This window comes from Bacillus cereus group sp. RP43 (genome assembly GCF_040459645.1).
GTDB lineage: Bacteria > Bacillota > Bacilli > Bacillales > Bacillaceae_G > Bacillus_A > Bacillus_A mycoides_C.
Genome location: NZ_JARVHQ010000002.1, coordinates 336,036 through 354,377 on the forward strand (window position 1 = coordinate 336,036; position 18,342 = coordinate 354,377).

The following is an 18,342-nucleotide window of genomic DNA, read 5'->3' on the forward strand; positions in this document are numbered from 1 at the left end:
ATTGAGAAAATGTAATTTCTTAGGAATCCGAAATTTGTTTATTCGTGAATTATGGCATAAACTTGTATTTTAATTTTAGATGGTGTAATTGTTACAATAATACATTTAAAAAAACCACCGATTCATTAAATACGCTAAGTTGGGTCACCATACATGTCCATCAATTTATTTTGTCTCTGTTCTTAAGTTTTGGGGAATGCCATCAGCCCCCTATGTCAGTGGATTCCATAATGCCAAAGCGAATATCCAATTTGGGTCACCATTTCCTTGATGATTTTGAATAGCTTCATACACTTTCCCTTGATGTTCTACTTTATCTCCCTTTGTATACGCCTTCTTTGGATCCCATTTTTCATAAGATGTATTTTGATCTTTTGTTTTTACCGGAAGAATGTTACTTTGAATTGATGTATTTCCAGCTGCATCTACGGCCTTCACTGCATATTTATATTCCTTATTAACTGTTAAGTTTTGATCAGTAAACGTCGTTCCTTGTACCGTTTGAATCAATTGTCCATCACGTAATACCTGATATTCTTTTACACCTACATTATCTGTAGAAGGATTCCATTTTAGCTCTACACTGTTAGAAGTAAGGTTGCTTGCATATAATTCTTGTGGCTGTGTGGGAGCTTCCGTATCTGGTTTCGGATTAACAATTTGATTTAATTTCTTCAAGCCATCCTTTGTAACTTCATAAATTGCTTTTTTATCAAAGTTTTCACGTTTATTATTCTCTAAATTTATTAATGTTGCCCTCTCTCTGCCTTCTAGATGTGTAAGTTCAATAAAATCGCCGATCTTTACTGGAACTTTTTGTGTTTCAGCATTTTGCTGTTGATTCCCATAAACCTCTTTGTTATATACCACTTTACCTGATGTGTTTTGCACTTTAATACTTGCATATGTACTATCAAAGTAGTTATGTGGTACACCTGCTTTTAGATCAATTTGCATTTCTTCTGTTGATTTATTTAAATTTACTTTCGCAAATTCAAAATCGCCAATCCCTTTCAGTGACCATGCAAATTGGTCTCCTTCTAAGATACCATCTCTATTTGGTACATGGTCTTTTATTTGAGTAATAAGATCCATCATCGGTCTCGGTTCATTCGCAAAAACGGAAATGATACTGTTATTTAATTCTTTCCACTCAGCATCTGTTACATTTGGATTTTGTAACATAAGTGAAACGTAATCTTTCCATACTAAAAAATTGATTGGTAAAATATTGGTGGATATTTTATAAATTGCAATTTTATTATCTGTTGAAGTCATCGCTTTCGCTAACCAGCGTAATCGCTCTGATTGATCTAGTTTTACTGGGTCACGTTCAGCATTTTCAAATAGTAACATATACGGCACTTGATTTGTCGGGCTATTATCTGACCAAGGAATAACAGTTGCATCATGACGGCTCGACTGACCCCATCCAGATATATCATATCCTAAATTCCAAGAAGATGGCTTGTTATTCCATATAAGTGCACAATGTCCAGGTTGTCCAACAGGCATAGCTGCCACTCCAAATGCTTGGCTTACTTGCGTACCAAACTTCGAAATATTACCGCATACCCCACCAAATCTATAAATGGAAGAAAGATTCCAACCTAAACCGTAGAATGCATCATTTCCAGCTTGAATGCTAACTCCATCTTTGTTATGGGTTACATAATCAATCAAATATGCACTTTCCCCTACCTTATCTTGGTTTTTAAGTTCTGGATGTTCCGTATTAATCATATTTCTTGCCCAAGTTAAATCTTCTTCTGGTGACCAAGTATTCACTACTAATCTTAAATGCCAAACATCATATGTTCTAAAGCAAGGAAGTAACTCATTATTTTGATCTGCTGATTTATAATGTTGGTACCTTGTTAATGGATTAATAGGTTGATTGTTTGTCCAATATTTTATAGGTTCAGCATGAGCTAACGATGTAGCTACCGCTAATTTCAAATACAACCCTTCGTGAGAATCTGCATCCGCATTCCAGATTGTATTCCATATCTCAAGTGCATTTACAGGATTTTTTCCCGTTGGACTACCACCTTCAAGATAGGTATTCATCACGCTTGTATTTTTCATAGCCCAGCTAAGAAATTTCTGATGGTCAGCATCTTTTTTGGCAAATGCATCCATTGTTGCACCACCTGTTTGTGATATGAATTGCCACTGAGCCAAAGCTGCTGCAAATACTGGGTCTGCAAGCTTCTTTTTCAAGTTTTCTTCAGTCATACCCCCAACATTTCCATTTAAATATGCTGTGAGATTTTTCAAATGGGCTTCAAAATTACCATTTGCAATGGCTTGATCTGTCTGTTGATTCAATGTTTCTAAAGTGAATGTTTCTTGATTGAATGACATTGTTTCAGCTGAAACCTTTGTATGCGGAATCGTAGCAATACTTCCTAAAATAATAGGCATAGTTAATAATAAAGATGAAATCCTTTTCAAAATAATTTCTCCTTTTTTGTTTTTGACTTTTGACTTTTGACTGTTGCATGATTCTCATTTATATAAAATAATTCCCATGCCATCAACTTAAAAATTCAAAATAAGCGGGCTCCATAACGATAAAGCAAATATCCAATTTGGGTCACCATTTCCTTGATGATTTTGAACAGCTTCATACACTTTCCCTTGATGTTCTACTTTATCTCCCTTTGTATATGCCTTCTTCGGATCCCATTTTTCATAAGATACATTTTGATCTTTTGTTTTTACCGGAAGAATGTTACTTTGAATTGATGTATTTCCAGCTGCATCTACAGCCTTCACTGTATATTTATATTCCTTACTAGCTGTTAAGTTCTGATCAGTAAATGTTGTTCCTTGTACCGTTTGAATCCATTGTCCATCACGTAATACCTGATATTCTTTTATACCTACATTATCTGTAGAAGGATTCCATTTTAGCTCTACACTGTTAGAAGTAAGGTTGCTTGCATATAATTCTTGTGGCTGTGTCGGAGCCTCTGTATCTGGTTTCGGATTAACAATTTGATTTACTGTTTTCAGGCCATCCTTTGTAACTTCGTATATGGCTTTTTTTCCAAAGCTCTCTTGTTTACTATTATCGACATTCATGAAAGTTGCTCTATGCACACCTTCTAGATGTGTTAACTCAATATAATCTCCTACTTTGACTGGAACTTTTTGCAGTTCAGCATTTTGTTGTTTGTTTCCATAAATGTCTTTCTTATATACTACTTTTCCTGATGCATTTTGTACTTTAATACTCGCATATGTTTCATTAAAATAATGATGCGGTATGCCTTCTTTTAAGTCGATTTGCATTTCTTCTGTCGACTTATTGAAATTGACTTTAGCAAACTCAAAATCACTAATTCCTTTTAATGACCATGCAAACTTGTTTCCTTCTAAAATATTATTTCCATTAGGCATATCTGGTTTAATTGGATTAGAATCCGTACCCTTCCAAATCTCTGCTGTTAAAATTGGATATCCTAATGCAGCCACTTTTTGGATGGTATCGTTATTTGGACGTAATCCCCACTTCTCAAAGAAAGGAATCAAATTTTGTTTGGCTACTTTTGATGCTGAAATCATAAATAATTGTTTTTTATTTTCATCAGTTTGTGGAATTTCATTTGAAGGCATGTCTCTATACAATTGATGCAATTTAGGATAGAAATCCTCTCCATATGCTAACTGTAGTTGCCAAAGCATAACAAGCTTAACAAAAACATCACTAATTTCATCATAATTTTTATTCGTTTGTTCTAGATATTGAAACGCTTTTGGATAAATTCCACTTTTCTCTAAATTGGATGGTTGATTAAATGCTTTTTCTACAGAAAGGCTGTATATATTATTTTGTACTTCTGTCATATTATAAAACTTCCAGGGCGATTGTTGTCTCAAATGTCCTGCCTCGTGCCATGGACCCCAGCCATCTTTTACAAATTTATCAATATCTAACACGTATTGAATTGCATCTCCTACATATGCAGTTCGATAAGAAGTTGCATACATATAATAATCAGGAGAATGATTTTCCTCTACGTAATGAACATAATGTTTATCTACTTGTTCTTCGGATAATCCAGCTACTTTGTCTTGAATTCGAGTAGCTTCATCCATCTTTTTTAAGAGTTGTACAGGATCTGTATTAGAACCCAACAAATATTTCTTAACACGTGCAGGGCTGGCTGTAATTAATACACGTTCTCCTTTTAACTCCACTGCGTGTGCATTAGGATATTGGTCCAGCATGTTTATTAGATCTTGTTTCGTATGCTTTCCTAATTCAAAGAAAGGCGTAGTCGTTCCACCTGTTGTGACTGTTGTTCGAATGGTGCCACCTTGTTGTTTATTATAAAAATAAATCATCCCCCCATTTGGAGATTGAATCGTGTTTATACCAGGTTTTAATGTAAATGATTTTATTTTAGAATCTTCTCTCCAAGAAGCATCATACGAATACGTTCCAATATATACCTGAATATCTTGATCACCTTCTACATTAATCGTTATTTGTTCATTTGGTTTTGCATATAAACCAGTGGGTTCATATGGGCTAAATGCCATATTTTTTCTTTCCTGTTGTTTCAGTCCCTCGACATCCCCTTTCCCTGGGACTGTATACGTTCTATTTTCTGATTTAACTGAATTTTCACCTTGCAGTGATGTCGATAAATTTTTTTGCTGCTGCGTTTCCTCTGCAAAGACATCTGGTGAAGAAGCCATTCCAGAAGCAAGTATAGTTAATGTTGCAGTAGCTACAAGTATTCTTTTGGTTTTATGCTTTGATTTATTCCCCATAGTATCTCCCTCTCATTTCCTTGATAAATTTAAAAGTTTTCATTTCTTTAGCATGTGTTTACGTGCAAAAACAGTTCATTAACTTGTATTTATTACTTTTTACATAGCCCTCCCTTCACTCTATTTATAATTATATTTAGATGTTATTTTATGACACATATAAATACAACTTTATAAAATATCTATCAAAAACGTGTATTTATGTTTTAATCTAGTATTCCTAACTGTCTTACAAATCAAATAAATTACACAAAGGTAGTCATTTCGTGTGAATAATACATTAAATCTAATTATTTACAGAGTAATAATTCACAAAAAATTAATATTATGTAAAATTCAAGAAAGTAAATAGCTATAGGCGGATTTGTCATATATACATTGACACCGCTAAGTCATTTACTGCCATCAGAATACTTCATTCTTTTTTCTCTTATAGTTTAAGTTTTTAAGTTATTGGGAGATAAAAGCGTCATCTTTTCCTATGGTTCCACAGAAAAGATAGCGTAGTTTTTATATTTTATCATTCTAGCAAAGAAGACTCCTTCCTCAAGGAACGTCAAGTGAGTAGGTGGGAGATGAATTGGCTAAAATGATAAATGTGATTTGTAGCATACATCTGCCACAATTTAAACCATAACTTTCCCCGGAACGTTAAATATAAATAACTATAAATAAACATTGAAAAATAGTTGTAGTATACAGAGTGAATAAAGTTGTTTCATTTCAGATGTACAAAGATAATAATGTTGTTTAATTTTGAGGTGAAAAACTAAGAACTATGCTAAAATTCGTATGTAGTATGGTTGTTTATAATCGAAATGTTCTTTTAAATCAATATTTAGATTCGAGGAGGAAGTATGTGATCCAGTAAATAATTATTTGACCACATAAAACCATTCCTATTATTTGTGCAATCTCAGGCATATCCATAACATTGAATAAAATAATTGCGAATCCCTCCACAAGAATAGAATAATAAAAGGTATGAGAGCGAGCTCTATTCGCAACATAGTGATTACGCTCATCATTATGTTTTACCATCAATTTTTTTGCATACTCGGCATCGTTCTTAAAACGCCCAATCTGAACTAAACGTATAATCGAAATAATGACAAAAACAATCCCCATCCCACTCCAAAAGCTATCTATCACTTCAAAAGACTCAGCTGATATATACAAAGTAATTCCTATAAATAAGAGTGTCACATACCATATTATTCTACTTTTCACATTTTGCATTTTTAGCTCTCCCTTATTCTTCTTCAAAAATATTTTCCCTGGTCCAACTTGAAAGTTAAGAAATTCTCCACTGTGCAGATCATATTCTAATTGAATTTTGATTCCAGCTGTTTGGGCACACCCTCCAGAGCCTGGATATACATTCTCTAAAGCATTTGGCACTTGAAATACGGTGGCATCTAGGATATGGACTCGTTGAAAATAAGAGAAGAAATGGTTAGAAATTTGTGTTTGTTCACATATCTTTTGTTCTAACAGTAAAGAAAAAATATGTTTTAAAAACAAAACTGCTTTAGCATTTAAACGTTTATTTAAGCCCTCAGGGCTAAGTAAAGTGCCTGTCGCTGCATGAAGCCTACTACATAATCGAACCAAGGAATCACTTGCCACCCGTTGACTAATCCAAATGCAAATAGCAGCTAAGTTTGATCCAGAAAACTTACGTTTTCGCTTTATAAATCCTATTCCACTTGCAAGTTCTTCTAAGAATACAGGTGTAACATATCGTTGTAATTCTTCTGCAAATGGTAGTAATTCATCTTGAATCGAGAGATTCATAAGAAAACATCATCCTTTCTAATTTAGCTTGTTTAGAAAGGATAACGCTTTTTGATATTTGAGGGTATTAAAATCTCCTGAGTTGATGGTTATGTATGGTGACCCCATAGCCAAAGAAGTAAGAAGATATTTAGAAGTGCATCAAATTTTGAGGAAGTGCTTGTGAACCGTATCATAAATAAATGAGGTTTTGTATGTTCGATTTTTAAATAATACCCAAGAAGGAGTGGGTTGCAGTTATAGTAATACTCTATTTTTGTATTTCTATAATAGATAATTTTTTAAAAAAACAGAATTATCTTGACAGTTATTGAATGGATTGATAAGGTTATAAAAAAATATTTCTTATCCAGAGAGGTGGAGGGACTGGCCTTATGAAACCTCAGCAACAGGTCTGCTTAAGTAGACACTGTGCTAATTCCAGCGGGTGATAATCCTGATAGATGAGAGCTTCCGTTTTTATTTGTCAGTAGCGCCCTCTTTTTTAGAGTGCGTTTTTGTTTTTTCTGGATAGTAACTAAAGGAGAGTAGAAATGGAGAACAAAAATGGGCAAGAATTTCAAAGGAAAATGCAAGCACGTCATTTAGTCATGCTATCACTTGGTGGGGTGATTGGAACTGGCTTATTCTTAAGCCCGGGTTACACTATTCAACAAGCTGGCCCATTTGGAACAATTCTATCCTATCTGATTGGTGCGCTAGTGGTTTATCTAGTTATGCTATGTTTAGGAGAGCTTTCCGTACATATGCCTGAAACGGGTGCATTTCATAGTTATGCAGTTAAATACATTGGACCGGGTACAGGGTATACAGTAGCCTGGTTGTATTGGTTAACTTGGACTGTTGCTTTAGGTTCTGAATTTACAGCCGCAGGATTACTTATGAAGCGATGGTTTCCATCGGTTAATGTTTGGGTATGGAGTGCTCTTTTTGCCATTTTGATCTTTGTATTAAATGTCCTGACTGTTAAATTTTTCGCCGAATCCGAATTTTGGTTTTCATCGATAAAGGTTATAGCTATTGTGTTTTTTATTGTTTTAGGAGTAGCGGCAATGCTAGGGTTTCTTCCGATGACTCATTCAAAAGCAGCACCATTCTTTTCTAATTTTACAAGTGGAGGTTTATTTCCTCATGGTGCTACGGCCATTATGATGACCATGCTTGCGGTTAATTTTGCTTTTTCGGGAACAGAATTAATAGGCATTGCAGCTGGAGAAACAGCGAACCCGGAAAAAATGATACCGAAGGCCATTCGAACTACTCTGTGGAGATTGATTATCTTTTTTGTAGGAACAATTGTTGTTTTATCTGCGTTATTGCCTATTTCCGATGCAGGGGTATTAGAGAGCCCTTTTGTTGCAGTTCTAGAACGAATTGGGGTGCCATATTCAGCTGACATAATGAATTTCGTTATCTTAACAGCCATTTTATCTGCGGCAAACTCAGGCCTTTATGCCTCTTCTAGAATGCTTTGGTCGCTTGCTAATAAGAATACGATATCCCCGATTTTTGGGAAAATGACGAAGCAAGGTGTTCCAATCAACGCCGTCATTTTCAGCATGGTGGGTGGAGCTTTGGCTTTGCTCTCAAGTATTGTGGCACCAGATACTGTCTATATCGTACTTGTTTCCATTTCCGGTCTAGCAGTAGTTATAGTTTGGATGAGTATTAGTGCTTCCCAGTTCCTATTTCGCAGACAATTTTTGAAAGAAGGAAATTCTGAAAAGGACTTGATTTATCGCACACCACTATATCCATTAGTACCAATTGCTTCTTTTATCCTGTGTCTGGCATCGTGTATTGGAATTGCATTCGATCCAACACAGAGAATTGCCTTATATTGTGGCATACCGTTTATTTTGTTTTGCTATGGAAGTTATTATCTAACAAAAAATCTAAAAAAGAGGGGCGTAGATTATGTCGAACAAAATCAACCCAATTGATGATATTTTATCCCAACATTCCATTATGCTTCTTGACGGAGCATTAGCTACAGAATTGGAGGCGCATGGATGTAATTTGGACGATCCCCTTTGGTCGGCAAGTGTGTTACTAGAAAATCCGGAACTAATTTATCAGGTTCATTCAGACTATTTTCGTGCTGGAGCGGACTGTGCCATAACAGCAAGCTATCAAGCTACTATTAGTGGTTTTTCCGCGCGTGGAATACAAGAACAGGAAGCTTTGGAATTAATTAAGAAAACGGTGTTACTTGCAAGAAGGGCAAGAGATGATTTTTGGAAGGAAAATAAGCAAACGAATAGGCCTAAACCATTGGTTGTTGCATCAGTTGGGCCGTACGGGGCTTACCTTGCAGATGGTTCAGAGTATGTAGGCAACTATGGTGTGACAGATAAAACATTAGCAGACTTTCACCGTTCGAGAATGTCTGCGTTAATCGAAGCAGGTGCAGATCTATTGGCATTTGAAACGATCCCTTCCCTGCAAGAAGCAAGAGTATTAGATACATTATTGCGTGAGTTTCCAGAAACATATGCGTGGCTTTCCTTTTCGCTAAAAAATGAGAAAGAGATTAGTGAAGGTATGAAACTCGTGGAGTGTGCACGAGCTTTTGAGAAAAGTGAACAAATTGTAGCGATAGGCATCAATTGTGCGCCAGTAACCGTTGTGACTGGTGCAATCCAAGAGTTGAGGGCAAACACCAAAAAAACGATTATTGTTTATCCAAACTCTGGTGAAACTTATAATCCAGAAACAAAAACATGGCATGGTCATGAACAATGTAACTCGTTGGATATTCAATCTGAAGAATGGTACCAAGCAGGTGCACGTTTAATAGGTGGATGCTGCAGAACGACACCTTATCACATTGAGGAGATATCGAACAAGTGGCGTTCTTCCGAGTTTTTCTATTCGAACGAAGCAAAACAGTAATTTAATGGATGATAATCTATCTTTGTGTGTATTTTCATGATTTTGCTTGTTATAAAAAAACTAGAATATCAATAAAACTTTTACTGATAGATGGCACCAACAGTAACCGAATTTCTTTCGCTAATCTTATAAATAAAAAGTCGATTTCCTGTACGTTAAGAAATCGACTTTTTATTGAGTAACTTAATTTCTTTATTAGATTCGAGCTTGGTTAAATTAAATTCAAAATATCTTTTGGGGTATTTAATACATAATCAGCTTTTTCAAAACCTTCGCTTGTCTTTGAGCCCCAAAAAGCGAGTGCGAATTTAACACCAGCACTTTTCGCGCATTGCATATCGTATATAGAGTCCCCAATGTATACTGCCTCATTATTAGGAATATCTAATTGTTTCAAACAAGCTAATAATGGTTCGGGATGTGGTTTGTGTTTATCCGTATCACACGCACAAATTGTATGTTCAAAATGACCGCTTAGATCAAATGGCTCGAACTCATCTATTAATTCTTGCTTAGTTTTTGATGTAACAATACCTAGCTTTAATTTACTAAGGGATAACTCTTTAATAACGTCCTCTAATTCTTCAAACACCGAAACTTCATGGGAAAAATTTAGTACAGATTTGCACCATTTCGGATGGACAACGTCTATATTTTGTATATCTAATTTTTTTAAGGTTTCTTTTCCAGGAATTCCTAATGCAAATCGTAAATCCTGTAACGCATAATCTTCCTTTAGTTCTTCTTTTAAAACTTTTTGTAAGGATTTTAATATTGCTTTTTCTGTGTCTAAAATTGTGCCATCTACGTCAAAAACAAGAGATGTAATCAAAATAAAGCCTCCCTATTTTTTAATCTTCACTTGTAATTACTACTTCAACACCGTTTTCTTTCAAAGTATTATATAAATCATTAGACATAACTCTATTTGTAATGAATGTGTCTATAGATTCAAGCGTTAAACCCTTATAATTTCGTCGCTGATTCCATTTAGTGTGATCTGCCACTAAAATAACTTGATCAGCATGTTTTATTAATTCACGCTTGAAATAAATATCTTCTTCAAAACCATAGTATATCCCGTCTTCTGTAATACCTGCGGTTCCAATGAACACCTTGTCAAAGTGATAATCTTTGAGTTTTTCAGTGGTCGAAGTCCCCGTAGTATGTCGAGAAACCTTATTTAAAGTTCCTCCCAAAAGGTGAATAGTCGTATCTTCAGATTGAGCTAACATATAAGCAGTATCAATCGAATTCGTCACAATAGTTACGTTCTTTGATTGCAAATGTTGCGCTACAAAGTTGACTGTTGTTGAAACGTCTAAATAAATCATGTCATTGTTTGCAATTATATTTGCAGCTTTCATTCCAATCAATTTTTTCGTTTCTAATTCAGTCTGTGACCGTTTTTGATAAGTATCAATTTTCTTATGAAAAGTAGCTAAAGCCACTCCACCATAGGTTCTAACTATTGCTTTATTTCTTGAAAGTTTTACTATATCTCTTCTTGCAGTATCTCGTGAAATATGAAACATTTCACACATTTGTTTTATATTCATGGTTTTTTGTGTTTCTAAATAATTAAGGACTCGTATCAATCGTTCTTCTTGATTCATAAGTAACCTCCATAAGGATATCTTAAGTTAAAATAAGCTTTTTCACAAGTAAGTTTAAGTTATAAGATGCATGAACACTCCTGTAATTAAGTGGTTTTAAGTGATTTTAGTAAAATCTTATTTTTAACGCCTGCCTTTCGAGTTCGTCTAACTTTTTTAGGAATGTCAATTCCGCTTCTAAAAACGCAATACGTGCTTCCTTTCCCACGGCGTTCTGTATAAAAGCCTTCCTCACCAATCACAGCTAAGTTAAACCCATTCTCTAAAAAGATTTGGATAGGGCCTTTTCCTTGTTGATTTTCTTTTACCGCTCTTACTTTAAAATCTGAACAATAGCTAATCGAACATTCCGACACTTTTAATACATTTTTTTCTAGCTGTTTCATTTGAATTTCGTTAAAAATAATCTTACTCATTCTCCGTACCTCATTTCTATCGTTGGTTCCGGTTTTTTGATAAGAAAAAATCGAAATACATATAGATTTTGGTTCATAAACAACTATCTGGTCTCACTATATCATTTCGGGGGAATTGTATGTTTAGATACATCTAAACTGGTTCCCTGTACGTTAAGGAATTAGTTTGTATATTTGAGGAGATGTACGAGACAGGTGTAAATTTAGGGGAATCCAATATTTCCTATTCAAATATGATAGAATGGAAATATATCCAAAACGGAGGAACAACAAATGAACTCAAACACACAACAGTTTATTTATGATATCCAGCAAAGAAAGAAAAATTATATAGAAAATGTATTAAAGGCAATACAACACCCTAAAAAAGAGCAATCTGAACAAGTCATTCAAAATATAGTAGAGAAGATGGATATGATGATCAGTTTAGTTACTACTTACATGACTATTGAATCAGAATCTATGAAAGAATTAAAAGAGCTTCAGGAAGAAATTATTCATGCTCAAGCATATATTCAAAAACGAAAATTTGAAGAAACACAGAGTTGAACTACTCATCACTTAACGTCCTAAGTACGGAAACCTAGCGGTTTCTAATTGATTAGGATATCTACCGGCACTTCTGTACTTTGTAAAGCAGAAACTAATGCTTTACCTTGATCTTCGAATGATGCAGTATTTCCATCTGTGATAAATGCTGGTGGATAATCTTTTGTAACATATTTAAAAATAGAAGCTATCTCTACTTCAGGTAATTTTTCAAAGTCTTTCTCCCCTAAGTAAGCCCAACCAAAGATACGCATAAAATCTTGTACTTCTTTAGTTGTTTTCCATCTTAGCTAAAGCTGGCACATTATATGGACCACAAAATAGCAACACACCTACTATTGTAGAAGGATCTACAATAACGCTAATTTTGGTTAATTTCGCATATTCGGGAGAGATTTGAATATTAACGAGTTGACCAGATATTTGTGCTCCAGCAGAATCTCCTGCAAAATAAACGCGATCTAGTTTTAGGTCATATTCCTTTGCATTTTCTTTTATATATTCATAAGCCTCACCTAGTTGGAGTACTGGTGTAGGATATTCTCTTTTAGGAGCAAGAGCATAGTTTATATTCACCAATGTATAACCATAGGCAGCTAACTCTACTGCATCCCCAGTGATATCTGATTTATCACCACCTACAAATCCACCGCCATGTACCCAAAAAATAACAGGAGTTTTTTCTGTATAATCTTTCGGATAAACGATGTCTAATGTGCCATCTGGAAACTTAGATTTATAATTTATATCCTTAACGATTTTTGTTTCTTGTAGGGCTTTTTCATAACCCAGTGACGGAATGAACGTTCCCCCCTTCGAATGCTTTTTTAATTAAAGAAGCATTTAGAACTAGTAAAAGATTCCAATAACTAAATCCCACAAGAACTAATCCAAAAACTATGAGGAAAGATATAAGAATTTTTTCCATGCTCCTCTAGGTTTTTGTTTTTTTATTTTCATAATAAAATCTTCTCCATTTCTTATTTGGTTACTACCTTAATTTAGGCCTAGATTAGAATATGAATTAAATTTGTTTCCCCCTCCTTGACCTGGTGATAATGGTTCACCGTTGAATATATTGTTTATTGGTAGATCAGCTGTTACTCCGGTTCTGGTGCAAAAATAAAGTAAAAGAGAATAAAGCATATATATTCCTAACGGAATCGTATCTTATGCTACAAGTCCAAACAATTGATGGACGAATTCGTTTGTCCAATTCCGGGCCATACTGATGAACCCAACGCATAATCGTGGTATGAGAAATAGATAAGCCCCGTTCCTTCATCATTTCCACCAAATCACGAAAACTGAGATTATACCGTAAGTACCATCTTACCGTTAACAAAATTATATCAGATTGATAATGCTTCCATTTGAACAAATTTTCCTTTTTCATACTGATCACACACCATTTCTAGAGTAGTAATATCAGTATGTTCAAGTTTTATAGATTTTTTGCACCAGAACCCTTACTGCCCACGAATAGCGGGATAAAGTCATGACAAAAATCCGATAATAAAAAAGAGGTGATTTTGATGAGAAAATGGAATGAACAGGCAGCACCGAATAATAATTTGCCATCCAGCACAATTCGGTCATCTGAACTCCTGTTAGAAAAGAAAGCAGACCATGAATTTTCAGAGGAACTTTCTGATGGTGGAGAAAGAGATAAAAACATTCAAATACTCAAAAATAGTTCTAAATAGAAAAAACTGATGCAGCGGTGGCGATGAAAAAATCGCCACTATTTTTTTCTTTGTACACCATATTCTCTCGAAAATACGTTTCAAAATTATATGCCCAAATCAAATAGATTATTGTATAGTTTAAATATTAGATCGCCTAAGAAGAACTATGCAGCAGTTAGTGATGTTCCTCAATCACTTTCGAGAAAAAGATATTAACTTTGTTTCATTACTTATTATAAGGGGGGGATTAGACATGGCACAACAAAGCCTGAAGCGTGAGCTGCAACCACGCCACATTAGACTTATGGCGATAGGCGGGATGATTGGGACAGGAATTTTCAAAGGAAGTGCAGATACGATTTCAGCTGCAGGACCTGGTATCGTTTTTTCTTATTTATTTGCAGGGTTTCTCCTTCTCATTGTTATGAGCGCAATAGCCGAAATGGCTATTGCTTATCCGGGTTTAAATATTCAAGGGATGATTCAAAAAGCTTTCGGTTCTCGTTTCGCCTTTGTTGTTGGTTGGCTCTACTGGATCGACTGGATTTTAGTTATTATTGTTGAAGTTTTGGCAGGGGGTAGCTTTTTACAATACTGGATTCCATCCGCTCCCTTATGGCTGCTTAGTTTAGCATGTACGGTGCTTCTTCTATTTATCAACTTGATTAGCGTCAAACTTTACGGTGAAATAGAGTTTTGGCTTGCAAGTGTCAAAATTATTACTCTGGTTTTATTTATTTTGCTTGGTTTTGCTTTATTATTTGGCTTCATTCCAAATCATGAAGCAGCGTATTTCACAAACTATACAAGTCACGGCGGATTCTTTCCAAAAGGATGGGGAAGTATTGTCACAGCACTCTTAATAGTTGTCTTTTCTTTTGGAGGCTCAGAATTAATCGGATTAACTGTAACAGAAACGAAAAACGTGGAACAGACGCTTCCTAAAGTAGTAAAAGGGGTCATGTTCCGAGTAGTTTTATTTTACACATTACCTATTCTCATCATCACTGGACTTATCCCTTGGGACGAAGTAGGAAAGCAAGGCAGTCCTTTCGTGCAGGTTTTCTCTGCAACCGGATTACAAGGTGTAGCACATATTATGAACTTCATTTTATTGACCGCTGTGCTGTCCGCTGCTAATTCAGGAATGTATGCTACTTCTCGCATTTTGTACTCTCTGGCACAAAATAACGAGGCTCCGGCTTTATTCTCGCGTCTTACTAAGCGCGGTGTTCCTGTCTGGGGAGTTCTTGTCAGTTGCACTGGTTTATTAATTGGATCTTTTATCGCGTTCCTTACACCAGAGCATGTCTTTGGCTATTTGATGTCTATCCCGGGCTTTACTGTTTTGCTCATTTGGACTAGCATTTGCCTTGCACAATTTAAGTTGCGTAAACAGTATTCTAAAATGCCGTATTTTCGCGTGTGGTTATTTCCTTACAGTACCTTGTTTGCTGCAGCTGCCTTGGCAATTATTTTCATTTTCTTCTTGTTCAATGCAGGCAATATAATTAACTCTATTGTATGCGCAAGTATTCTTATCCTTTTATCCGTCCTATCCATTTTGGTTGGTAGAAAGGAATCGAAATAAAAATCTTCAGCTAAAAAGGGGTGCTATCGCACCGTAGTGGGCTTTCCAGTTCGGAAAATCTGTAATTGTTTTTCGAAGTGAACGATATGGCATCCCTTCTTGCATTTGGGATGTATAAAGTTTACTCCAATAATATAAAAAATTGGTGGTTCTGAGCAAAAACGATTGCAAGTAACATCGTTTTTGCTCCAGAACCTTTATTTTCATCTACTCCTTTTCTGGCCAAATTTTCGCGTTTGGTTCTAATAACCACTTGTGGTCTTCCTCCATGATACGATCATTCCATGGATGATTCTCAAGATGTCGAATCATCCAACAAAAATACATTGCATATCCAGGCGCAGTTGCTTGCGGGTGGTCTAGCTCACCTGGAATCGTAATAAAGCTATTATGTACGACGCGATAAGCATCCTCACCAACCATTGCACACCCAAATCCCTGTGGCTTGTTAAATCGATAATAATATACCTCCGGTTGATCATGTTGATGCGGTGGATAACTGGACCATCGACCTGGATAAGAAATAACTTCTCCTACTACCATATTAGAGTATGCCGCATTGTTATAGTCAAAAATTGTACGAATAACACGCTGCGCCGTTCCCTCCCATACCCCTTCTCCAGCTACAACACTTTGGCAATCATTTGGAGTATACAACTTGGATGCAAATTCTTCTTCATTATCCGTTTTTTGAACAAGTACTTCACTGTCTGAAAGAGCAGTAATTGTAACCTTTACATTTTTCGCCACATGCAAACACCAAGGGTTTTCTTCAAAAACAGACTCTCTTTGAATAACTTCTACATTTCCTTCCCACTCTAAACGTATTGTCCCTTCTAATAAAAGAACTGCTGTTTCATTCTTATTATCTAATAACAGCTCTTCTTTTCCATTAGACATCTTATATATGCCTATATCCATTAACATATCACTGCATTGACCGTTCATTTCTGTTAATACATTATACCCTTCTTTTAATTCACCTAATTTTCCTAACATGACTTCTCCCCCTTTTTATTTAATGACTACTATATAATTTTCGAGCTTTGTCAGTTAACTAAATTACGAGTTTCCTCTATCTATTAATGAAGAAAACTTTTCTGGTTATGCTCTGTTTTCACTTCCGAATATTCGCATATGATTTTTAACGTTTTCGTATGCAGCCTCAATTACATCCTGATGATACGTAAAGTAATCTGAATAAGGAGTATTTAGGGCAGCAGTGTTAACCGCAGCAATTACATTCTGAAACGTGGCTGTTGCTACATTAATTTTACGAACACCATGTTGAATACATTGCTTGAAATCCTCTGGACTAATGCCAGAACCACCATGTAATACTAGTGGAATACGAACTACCTCATTAATTTCTTGTAGGCGGTCTAATCGTAAATCAGGATCTCCATTGTACATACCATGCGCATTTCCAATCGCAACAGCTAGCGCATCTACGTCTGTTTCTTCTGCAAATCGTTTTGCTTCTTTAGTGCTTGTCAGCAACATTTCAATATCTTCTGAGCCGTCCTCACTACCACCTACTCTGCCAATCTCAGCTTCTACTGTCGCTCCGTACTGTTTCGCAAGCGCTACAATTTCTATTGTCTTTTGGATATTCTCCTCTAACGGATAGTGAGAGCCATCAAACATAACCGAACTAAAACCAATTTCTAATGTCTCTTTAATCTTTTCAAACGTCATCCCGTGATCAAAGTGAACTGCTACTGGGACGGTCGCTTTTTTCGCCGCAGCTACCATCAAAGGACCTATCAGATGAATTGGCGAATGATTCAAACGAACTTCCGCAATTTGTAGAATAAGCGGAGAACGCAACTCTTCTGCTGCTTTAATAGCTCCCATTACCATTTCCATATTAGCGACACTGAAAGCTCCGATCCCATAATTCTCTTGATTTGCCTTTATTAAAATATCTTTCATTTGAACTAATGGCATTACACATTCACCTTTTTCAATATTATTTATTACATGAATAAACAAACGTCTCGTCTTTTTACTCCTTATGCAATCTCACACTGGGGAAACTAAAGACCTGCTTTCTCTTGTATAAATCTCCGGGCTTTTAATGCGTATTCAAAAGGATTCGCTAAAGCCGGGTCTTGCTCTGCTTCTACCACAAACCAACCCTTATAATCAGAGTTTGCAAGGATAGTAAACACTTCATCAAATACAATTACGCCATCTCCTGGAACTGTAAATGCCCCATTCTTCACTGCCTGTAAGAAGCTTAAATCGTTATCCTTTACAGCATCTACTACTTCTTGGCGAATATCTTTTAAATGTACGTGTTTAATACGAGGTAAATATTTTTTCAAAATATAAAGCGGCTCTTCTCCTGAAAAAACAAGATGACCTGTATCAAAAAGCAGGGATACAAGCTCTGGATCCGTCATTTCCATTAACTTTTCAATTTCTGCTGTTGTTTGAACGCCCGTACCCATATGATGATGGTATACAATATGTAGACCCTTTTCCTGAGCTAATTTACCGAGGTGATGTAACCCATCCGCAAGCTTATCCCACTCTTCCTCTGTAAAAACAGGCTTGTTTTGAAATAGCGGTACATCCATTAAACCTTGAATACTATGCCCTTGCTCTGATACAACGATGACTTTTGCACCCATATCATGCAAGAAATCTCTATGTTTAATAAATGCTTGTACCGTCTCTTCAAGCGGCTTCGTTGTCAAGAACGCACTAAACCATGCGCTAGCAATCTCCAGGTTTCGTAATTCCAAAGATTTTTTCAATACAACTGTATTTCTCGGATATTTATTACCTACTTCACTTCCATTAAATCCAGCTAGTGCCATCTCACTAATACATTGTTCAAACGTATTTTCTGCTCCTAACTCCGGCATATCATCATTTGTCCATGCAATTGGTGCAATTCCAAGCTTAATCTTATTTTCTTTAAACATCCCCTTGTCTCTCCTCTTCGCAAAATGTTATAGAATTTCGCCAACTTCTCTTATCTGTTCGTTAAA

General features: G+C 35.7%; 12 protein-coding genes, 4 pseudogenes and 1 riboswitch. Of the genes and pseudogenes, 5 read left to right on the forward strand and 11 right to left on the reverse strand.

The window, feature by feature from the left end:
* Positions 1 to 210: 210 nt before the first annotated feature.
* From QCI75_RS28380 to QCI75_RS28390, 3 genes and pseudogenes are all read right to left on the reverse strand, one after another.
* Positions 211 to 2,457 (reverse strand): putative mucin/carbohydrate-binding domain-containing protein, encoded by a 2,247-nt coding sequence (locus QCI75_RS28380; RefSeq protein WP_353761851.1) that lies wholly within the window; start codon positions 2,455 to 2,457, stop codon positions 211 to 213.
* An 87-nt stretch (positions 2,458 to 2,544) separates the two neighbouring features.
* Complete coding sequence (locus QCI75_RS28385) at positions 2,545 to 4,788, reverse strand: M60 family metallopeptidase (RefSeq protein WP_353761852.1); 2,244 nt, start codon at positions 4,786 to 4,788, stop codon at positions 2,545 to 2,547.
* 1,272 nt (positions 4,789 to 6,060) lie between these two features.
* A pseudogene (locus tag QCI75_RS28390) lies at positions 6,061 to 6,585 on the reverse strand (IS4 family transposase); the annotation flags it as partial.
* Between the two features lie 342 nt (positions 6,586 to 6,927).
* A riboswitch (SAM riboswitch) is annotated at positions 6,928 to 7,035 on the forward strand.
* Between the two features lie 83 nt (positions 7,036 to 7,118).
* On the opposite strand from QCI75_RS28390, the gene mmuP reads away from it, so the two are divergent.
* On the forward strand, positions 7,119 to 8,528 hold the full coding sequence (mmuP, locus tag QCI75_RS28395) for an S-methylmethionine permease (protein ID WP_353761854.1): 1,410 nt from the start codon (positions 7,119 to 7,121) through the stop codon (positions 8,526 to 8,528).
* Positions 8,503 to 9,480: a homocysteine S-methyltransferase gene (gene mmuM, locus QCI75_RS28400; RefSeq protein WP_353761855.1), complete on the forward strand. Its 978-nt coding sequence runs from the start codon at positions 8,503 to 8,505 to the stop codon at positions 9,478 to 9,480. The genes mmuP and mmuM overlap by 26 nt, the downstream gene beginning before the upstream one ends.
* A 211-nt stretch (positions 9,481 to 9,691) precedes the next feature.
* Here mmuM and QCI75_RS28405 read toward each other — a convergent pair whose 3' ends face one another.
* The 3 genes and pseudogenes from QCI75_RS28405 to QCI75_RS28415 all read right to left on the reverse strand — a co-directional run.
* The gene (locus QCI75_RS28405; protein ID WP_353761857.1) at positions 9,692 to 10,312 is read right to left on the reverse strand and encodes an HAD family hydrolase; all 621 of its coding nucleotides are present in this window, start codon (positions 10,310 to 10,312) and stop codon (positions 9,692 to 9,694) included.
* Between the two features lie 19 nt (positions 10,313 to 10,331).
* On the reverse strand, positions 10,332 to 11,096 hold the full coding sequence (locus QCI75_RS28410) for a DeoR/GlpR family DNA-binding transcription regulator (RefSeq protein ID WP_353761859.1): 765 nt from the start codon (positions 11,094 to 11,096) through the stop codon (positions 10,332 to 10,334).
* 107 nt (positions 11,097 to 11,203) lie between these two features.
* Positions 11,204 to 11,512: pseudogene (locus tag QCI75_RS28415) on the reverse strand (IS3-like element ISBsp3 family transposase); the annotation flags it as partial.
* A 273-nt stretch (positions 11,513 to 11,785) separates the two neighbouring features.
* Between QCI75_RS28415 and QCI75_RS28420 the strand changes: the two are divergent.
* Positions 11,786 to 12,061, forward strand: a complete 276-nt coding sequence (locus tag QCI75_RS28420; protein ID WP_001087731.1) for a hypothetical protein — start codon at positions 11,786 to 11,788, stop codon at positions 12,059 to 12,061.
* A 53-nt stretch (positions 12,062 to 12,114) separates the two neighbouring features.
* Here QCI75_RS28420 and QCI75_RS28425 read toward each other — a convergent pair.
* Positions 12,115 to 13,021: pseudogene (locus tag QCI75_RS28425) on the reverse strand (alpha/beta hydrolase); the annotation flags it as partial.
* Between the two features lie 238 nt (positions 13,022 to 13,259).
* A pseudogene (locus tag QCI75_RS28430) lies at positions 13,260 to 13,457 on the reverse strand (IS6 family transposase); the annotation flags it as partial.
* A gap of 139 nt (positions 13,458 to 13,596) precedes the next feature.
* Here QCI75_RS28430 and QCI75_RS28435 point away from each other — a divergent pair.
* Together QCI75_RS28435 and QCI75_RS28440 are read left to right on the forward strand one after the other, a co-directional pair.
* Entirely contained in the window at positions 13,597 to 13,767 is a 171-nt protein-coding gene (locus tag QCI75_RS28435; protein WP_353761862.1) for a hypothetical protein, read from the forward strand.
* A 235-nt stretch (positions 13,768 to 14,002) separates the two neighbouring features.
* Positions 14,003 to 15,340: an amino acid permease gene (locus tag QCI75_RS28440; RefSeq protein ID WP_353761863.1), complete on the forward strand. Its 1,338-nt coding sequence runs from the start codon at positions 14,003 to 14,005 to the stop codon at positions 15,338 to 15,340.
* A gap of 207 nt (positions 15,341 to 15,547) precedes the next feature.
* Here QCI75_RS28440 and QCI75_RS28445 read toward each other — a convergent pair whose 3' ends face one another.
* The 3 genes from QCI75_RS28445 to iolE all read right to left on the reverse strand — a co-directional run bounded on the left by QCI75_RS28445 (position 15,548) and on the right by iolE (position 18,276).
* On the reverse strand, positions 15,548 to 16,339 hold the full coding sequence (locus tag QCI75_RS28445) for a 5-deoxy-glucuronate isomerase (RefSeq protein WP_353761865.1): 792 nt from the start codon (positions 16,337 to 16,339) through the stop codon (positions 15,548 to 15,550).
* 105 nt (positions 16,340 to 16,444) lie between these two features.
* Positions 16,445 to 17,290 (reverse strand): class II fructose-bisphosphate aldolase, encoded by an 846-nt coding sequence (locus QCI75_RS28450; protein ID WP_353761867.1) that lies wholly within the window; start codon positions 17,288 to 17,290, stop codon positions 16,445 to 16,447.
* 89 nt (positions 17,291 to 17,379) lie between these two features.
* Positions 17,380 to 18,276, reverse strand: coding sequence for a myo-inosose-2 dehydratase (gene iolE, locus QCI75_RS28455; RefSeq protein ID WP_353761869.1), 897 nt, complete (start codon positions 18,274 to 18,276; stop codon positions 17,380 to 17,382).
* Between the last annotated feature and the right edge of the window lie 66 nt (positions 18,277 to 18,342).

Coding starts and splice junctions, on each gene's coding strand:
- QCI75_RS28450 (WP_353761867.1), bottom strand. CDS start 17,290: ATGCCATTAGTTCAAATGAAAGATATTTTAATAAAGGCAAATCAAGAG.
- QCI75_RS28435 (WP_353761862.1), top strand. CDS start 13,597: ATGAGAAAATGGAATGAACAGGCAGCACCGAATAATAATTTGCCATCC.
- QCI75_RS28440 (WP_353761863.1), top strand. CDS start 14,003: ATGGCACAACAAAGCCTGAAGCGTGAGCTGCAACCACGCCACATTAGA.
- iolE (WP_353761869.1), bottom strand. CDS start 18,276: ATGTTTAAAGAAAATAAGATTAAGCTTGGAATTGCACCAATTGCATGG.
- QCI75_RS28445 (WP_353761865.1), bottom strand. CDS start 16,339: ATGTTAGGAAAATTAGGTGAATTAAAAGAAGGGTATAATGTATTAACA.
- QCI75_RS28420 (WP_001087731.1), top strand. CDS start 11,786: ATGAACTCAAACACACAACAGTTTATTTATGATATCCAGCAAAGAAAG.
- QCI75_RS28410 (WP_353761859.1), bottom strand. CDS start 11,096: ATGAATCAAGAAGAACGATTGATACGAGTCCTTAATTATTTAGAAACA.
- mmuP (WP_353761854.1), top strand. CDS start 7,119: ATGGAGAACAAAAATGGGCAAGAATTTCAAAGGAAAATGCAAGCACGT.
- QCI75_RS28385 (WP_353761852.1), bottom strand. CDS start 4,788: ATGGGGAATAAATCAAAGCATAAAACCAAAAGAATACTTGTAGCTACT.
- mmuM (WP_353761855.1), top strand. CDS start 8,503: ATGTCGAACAAAATCAACCCAATTGATGATATTTTATCCCAACATTCC.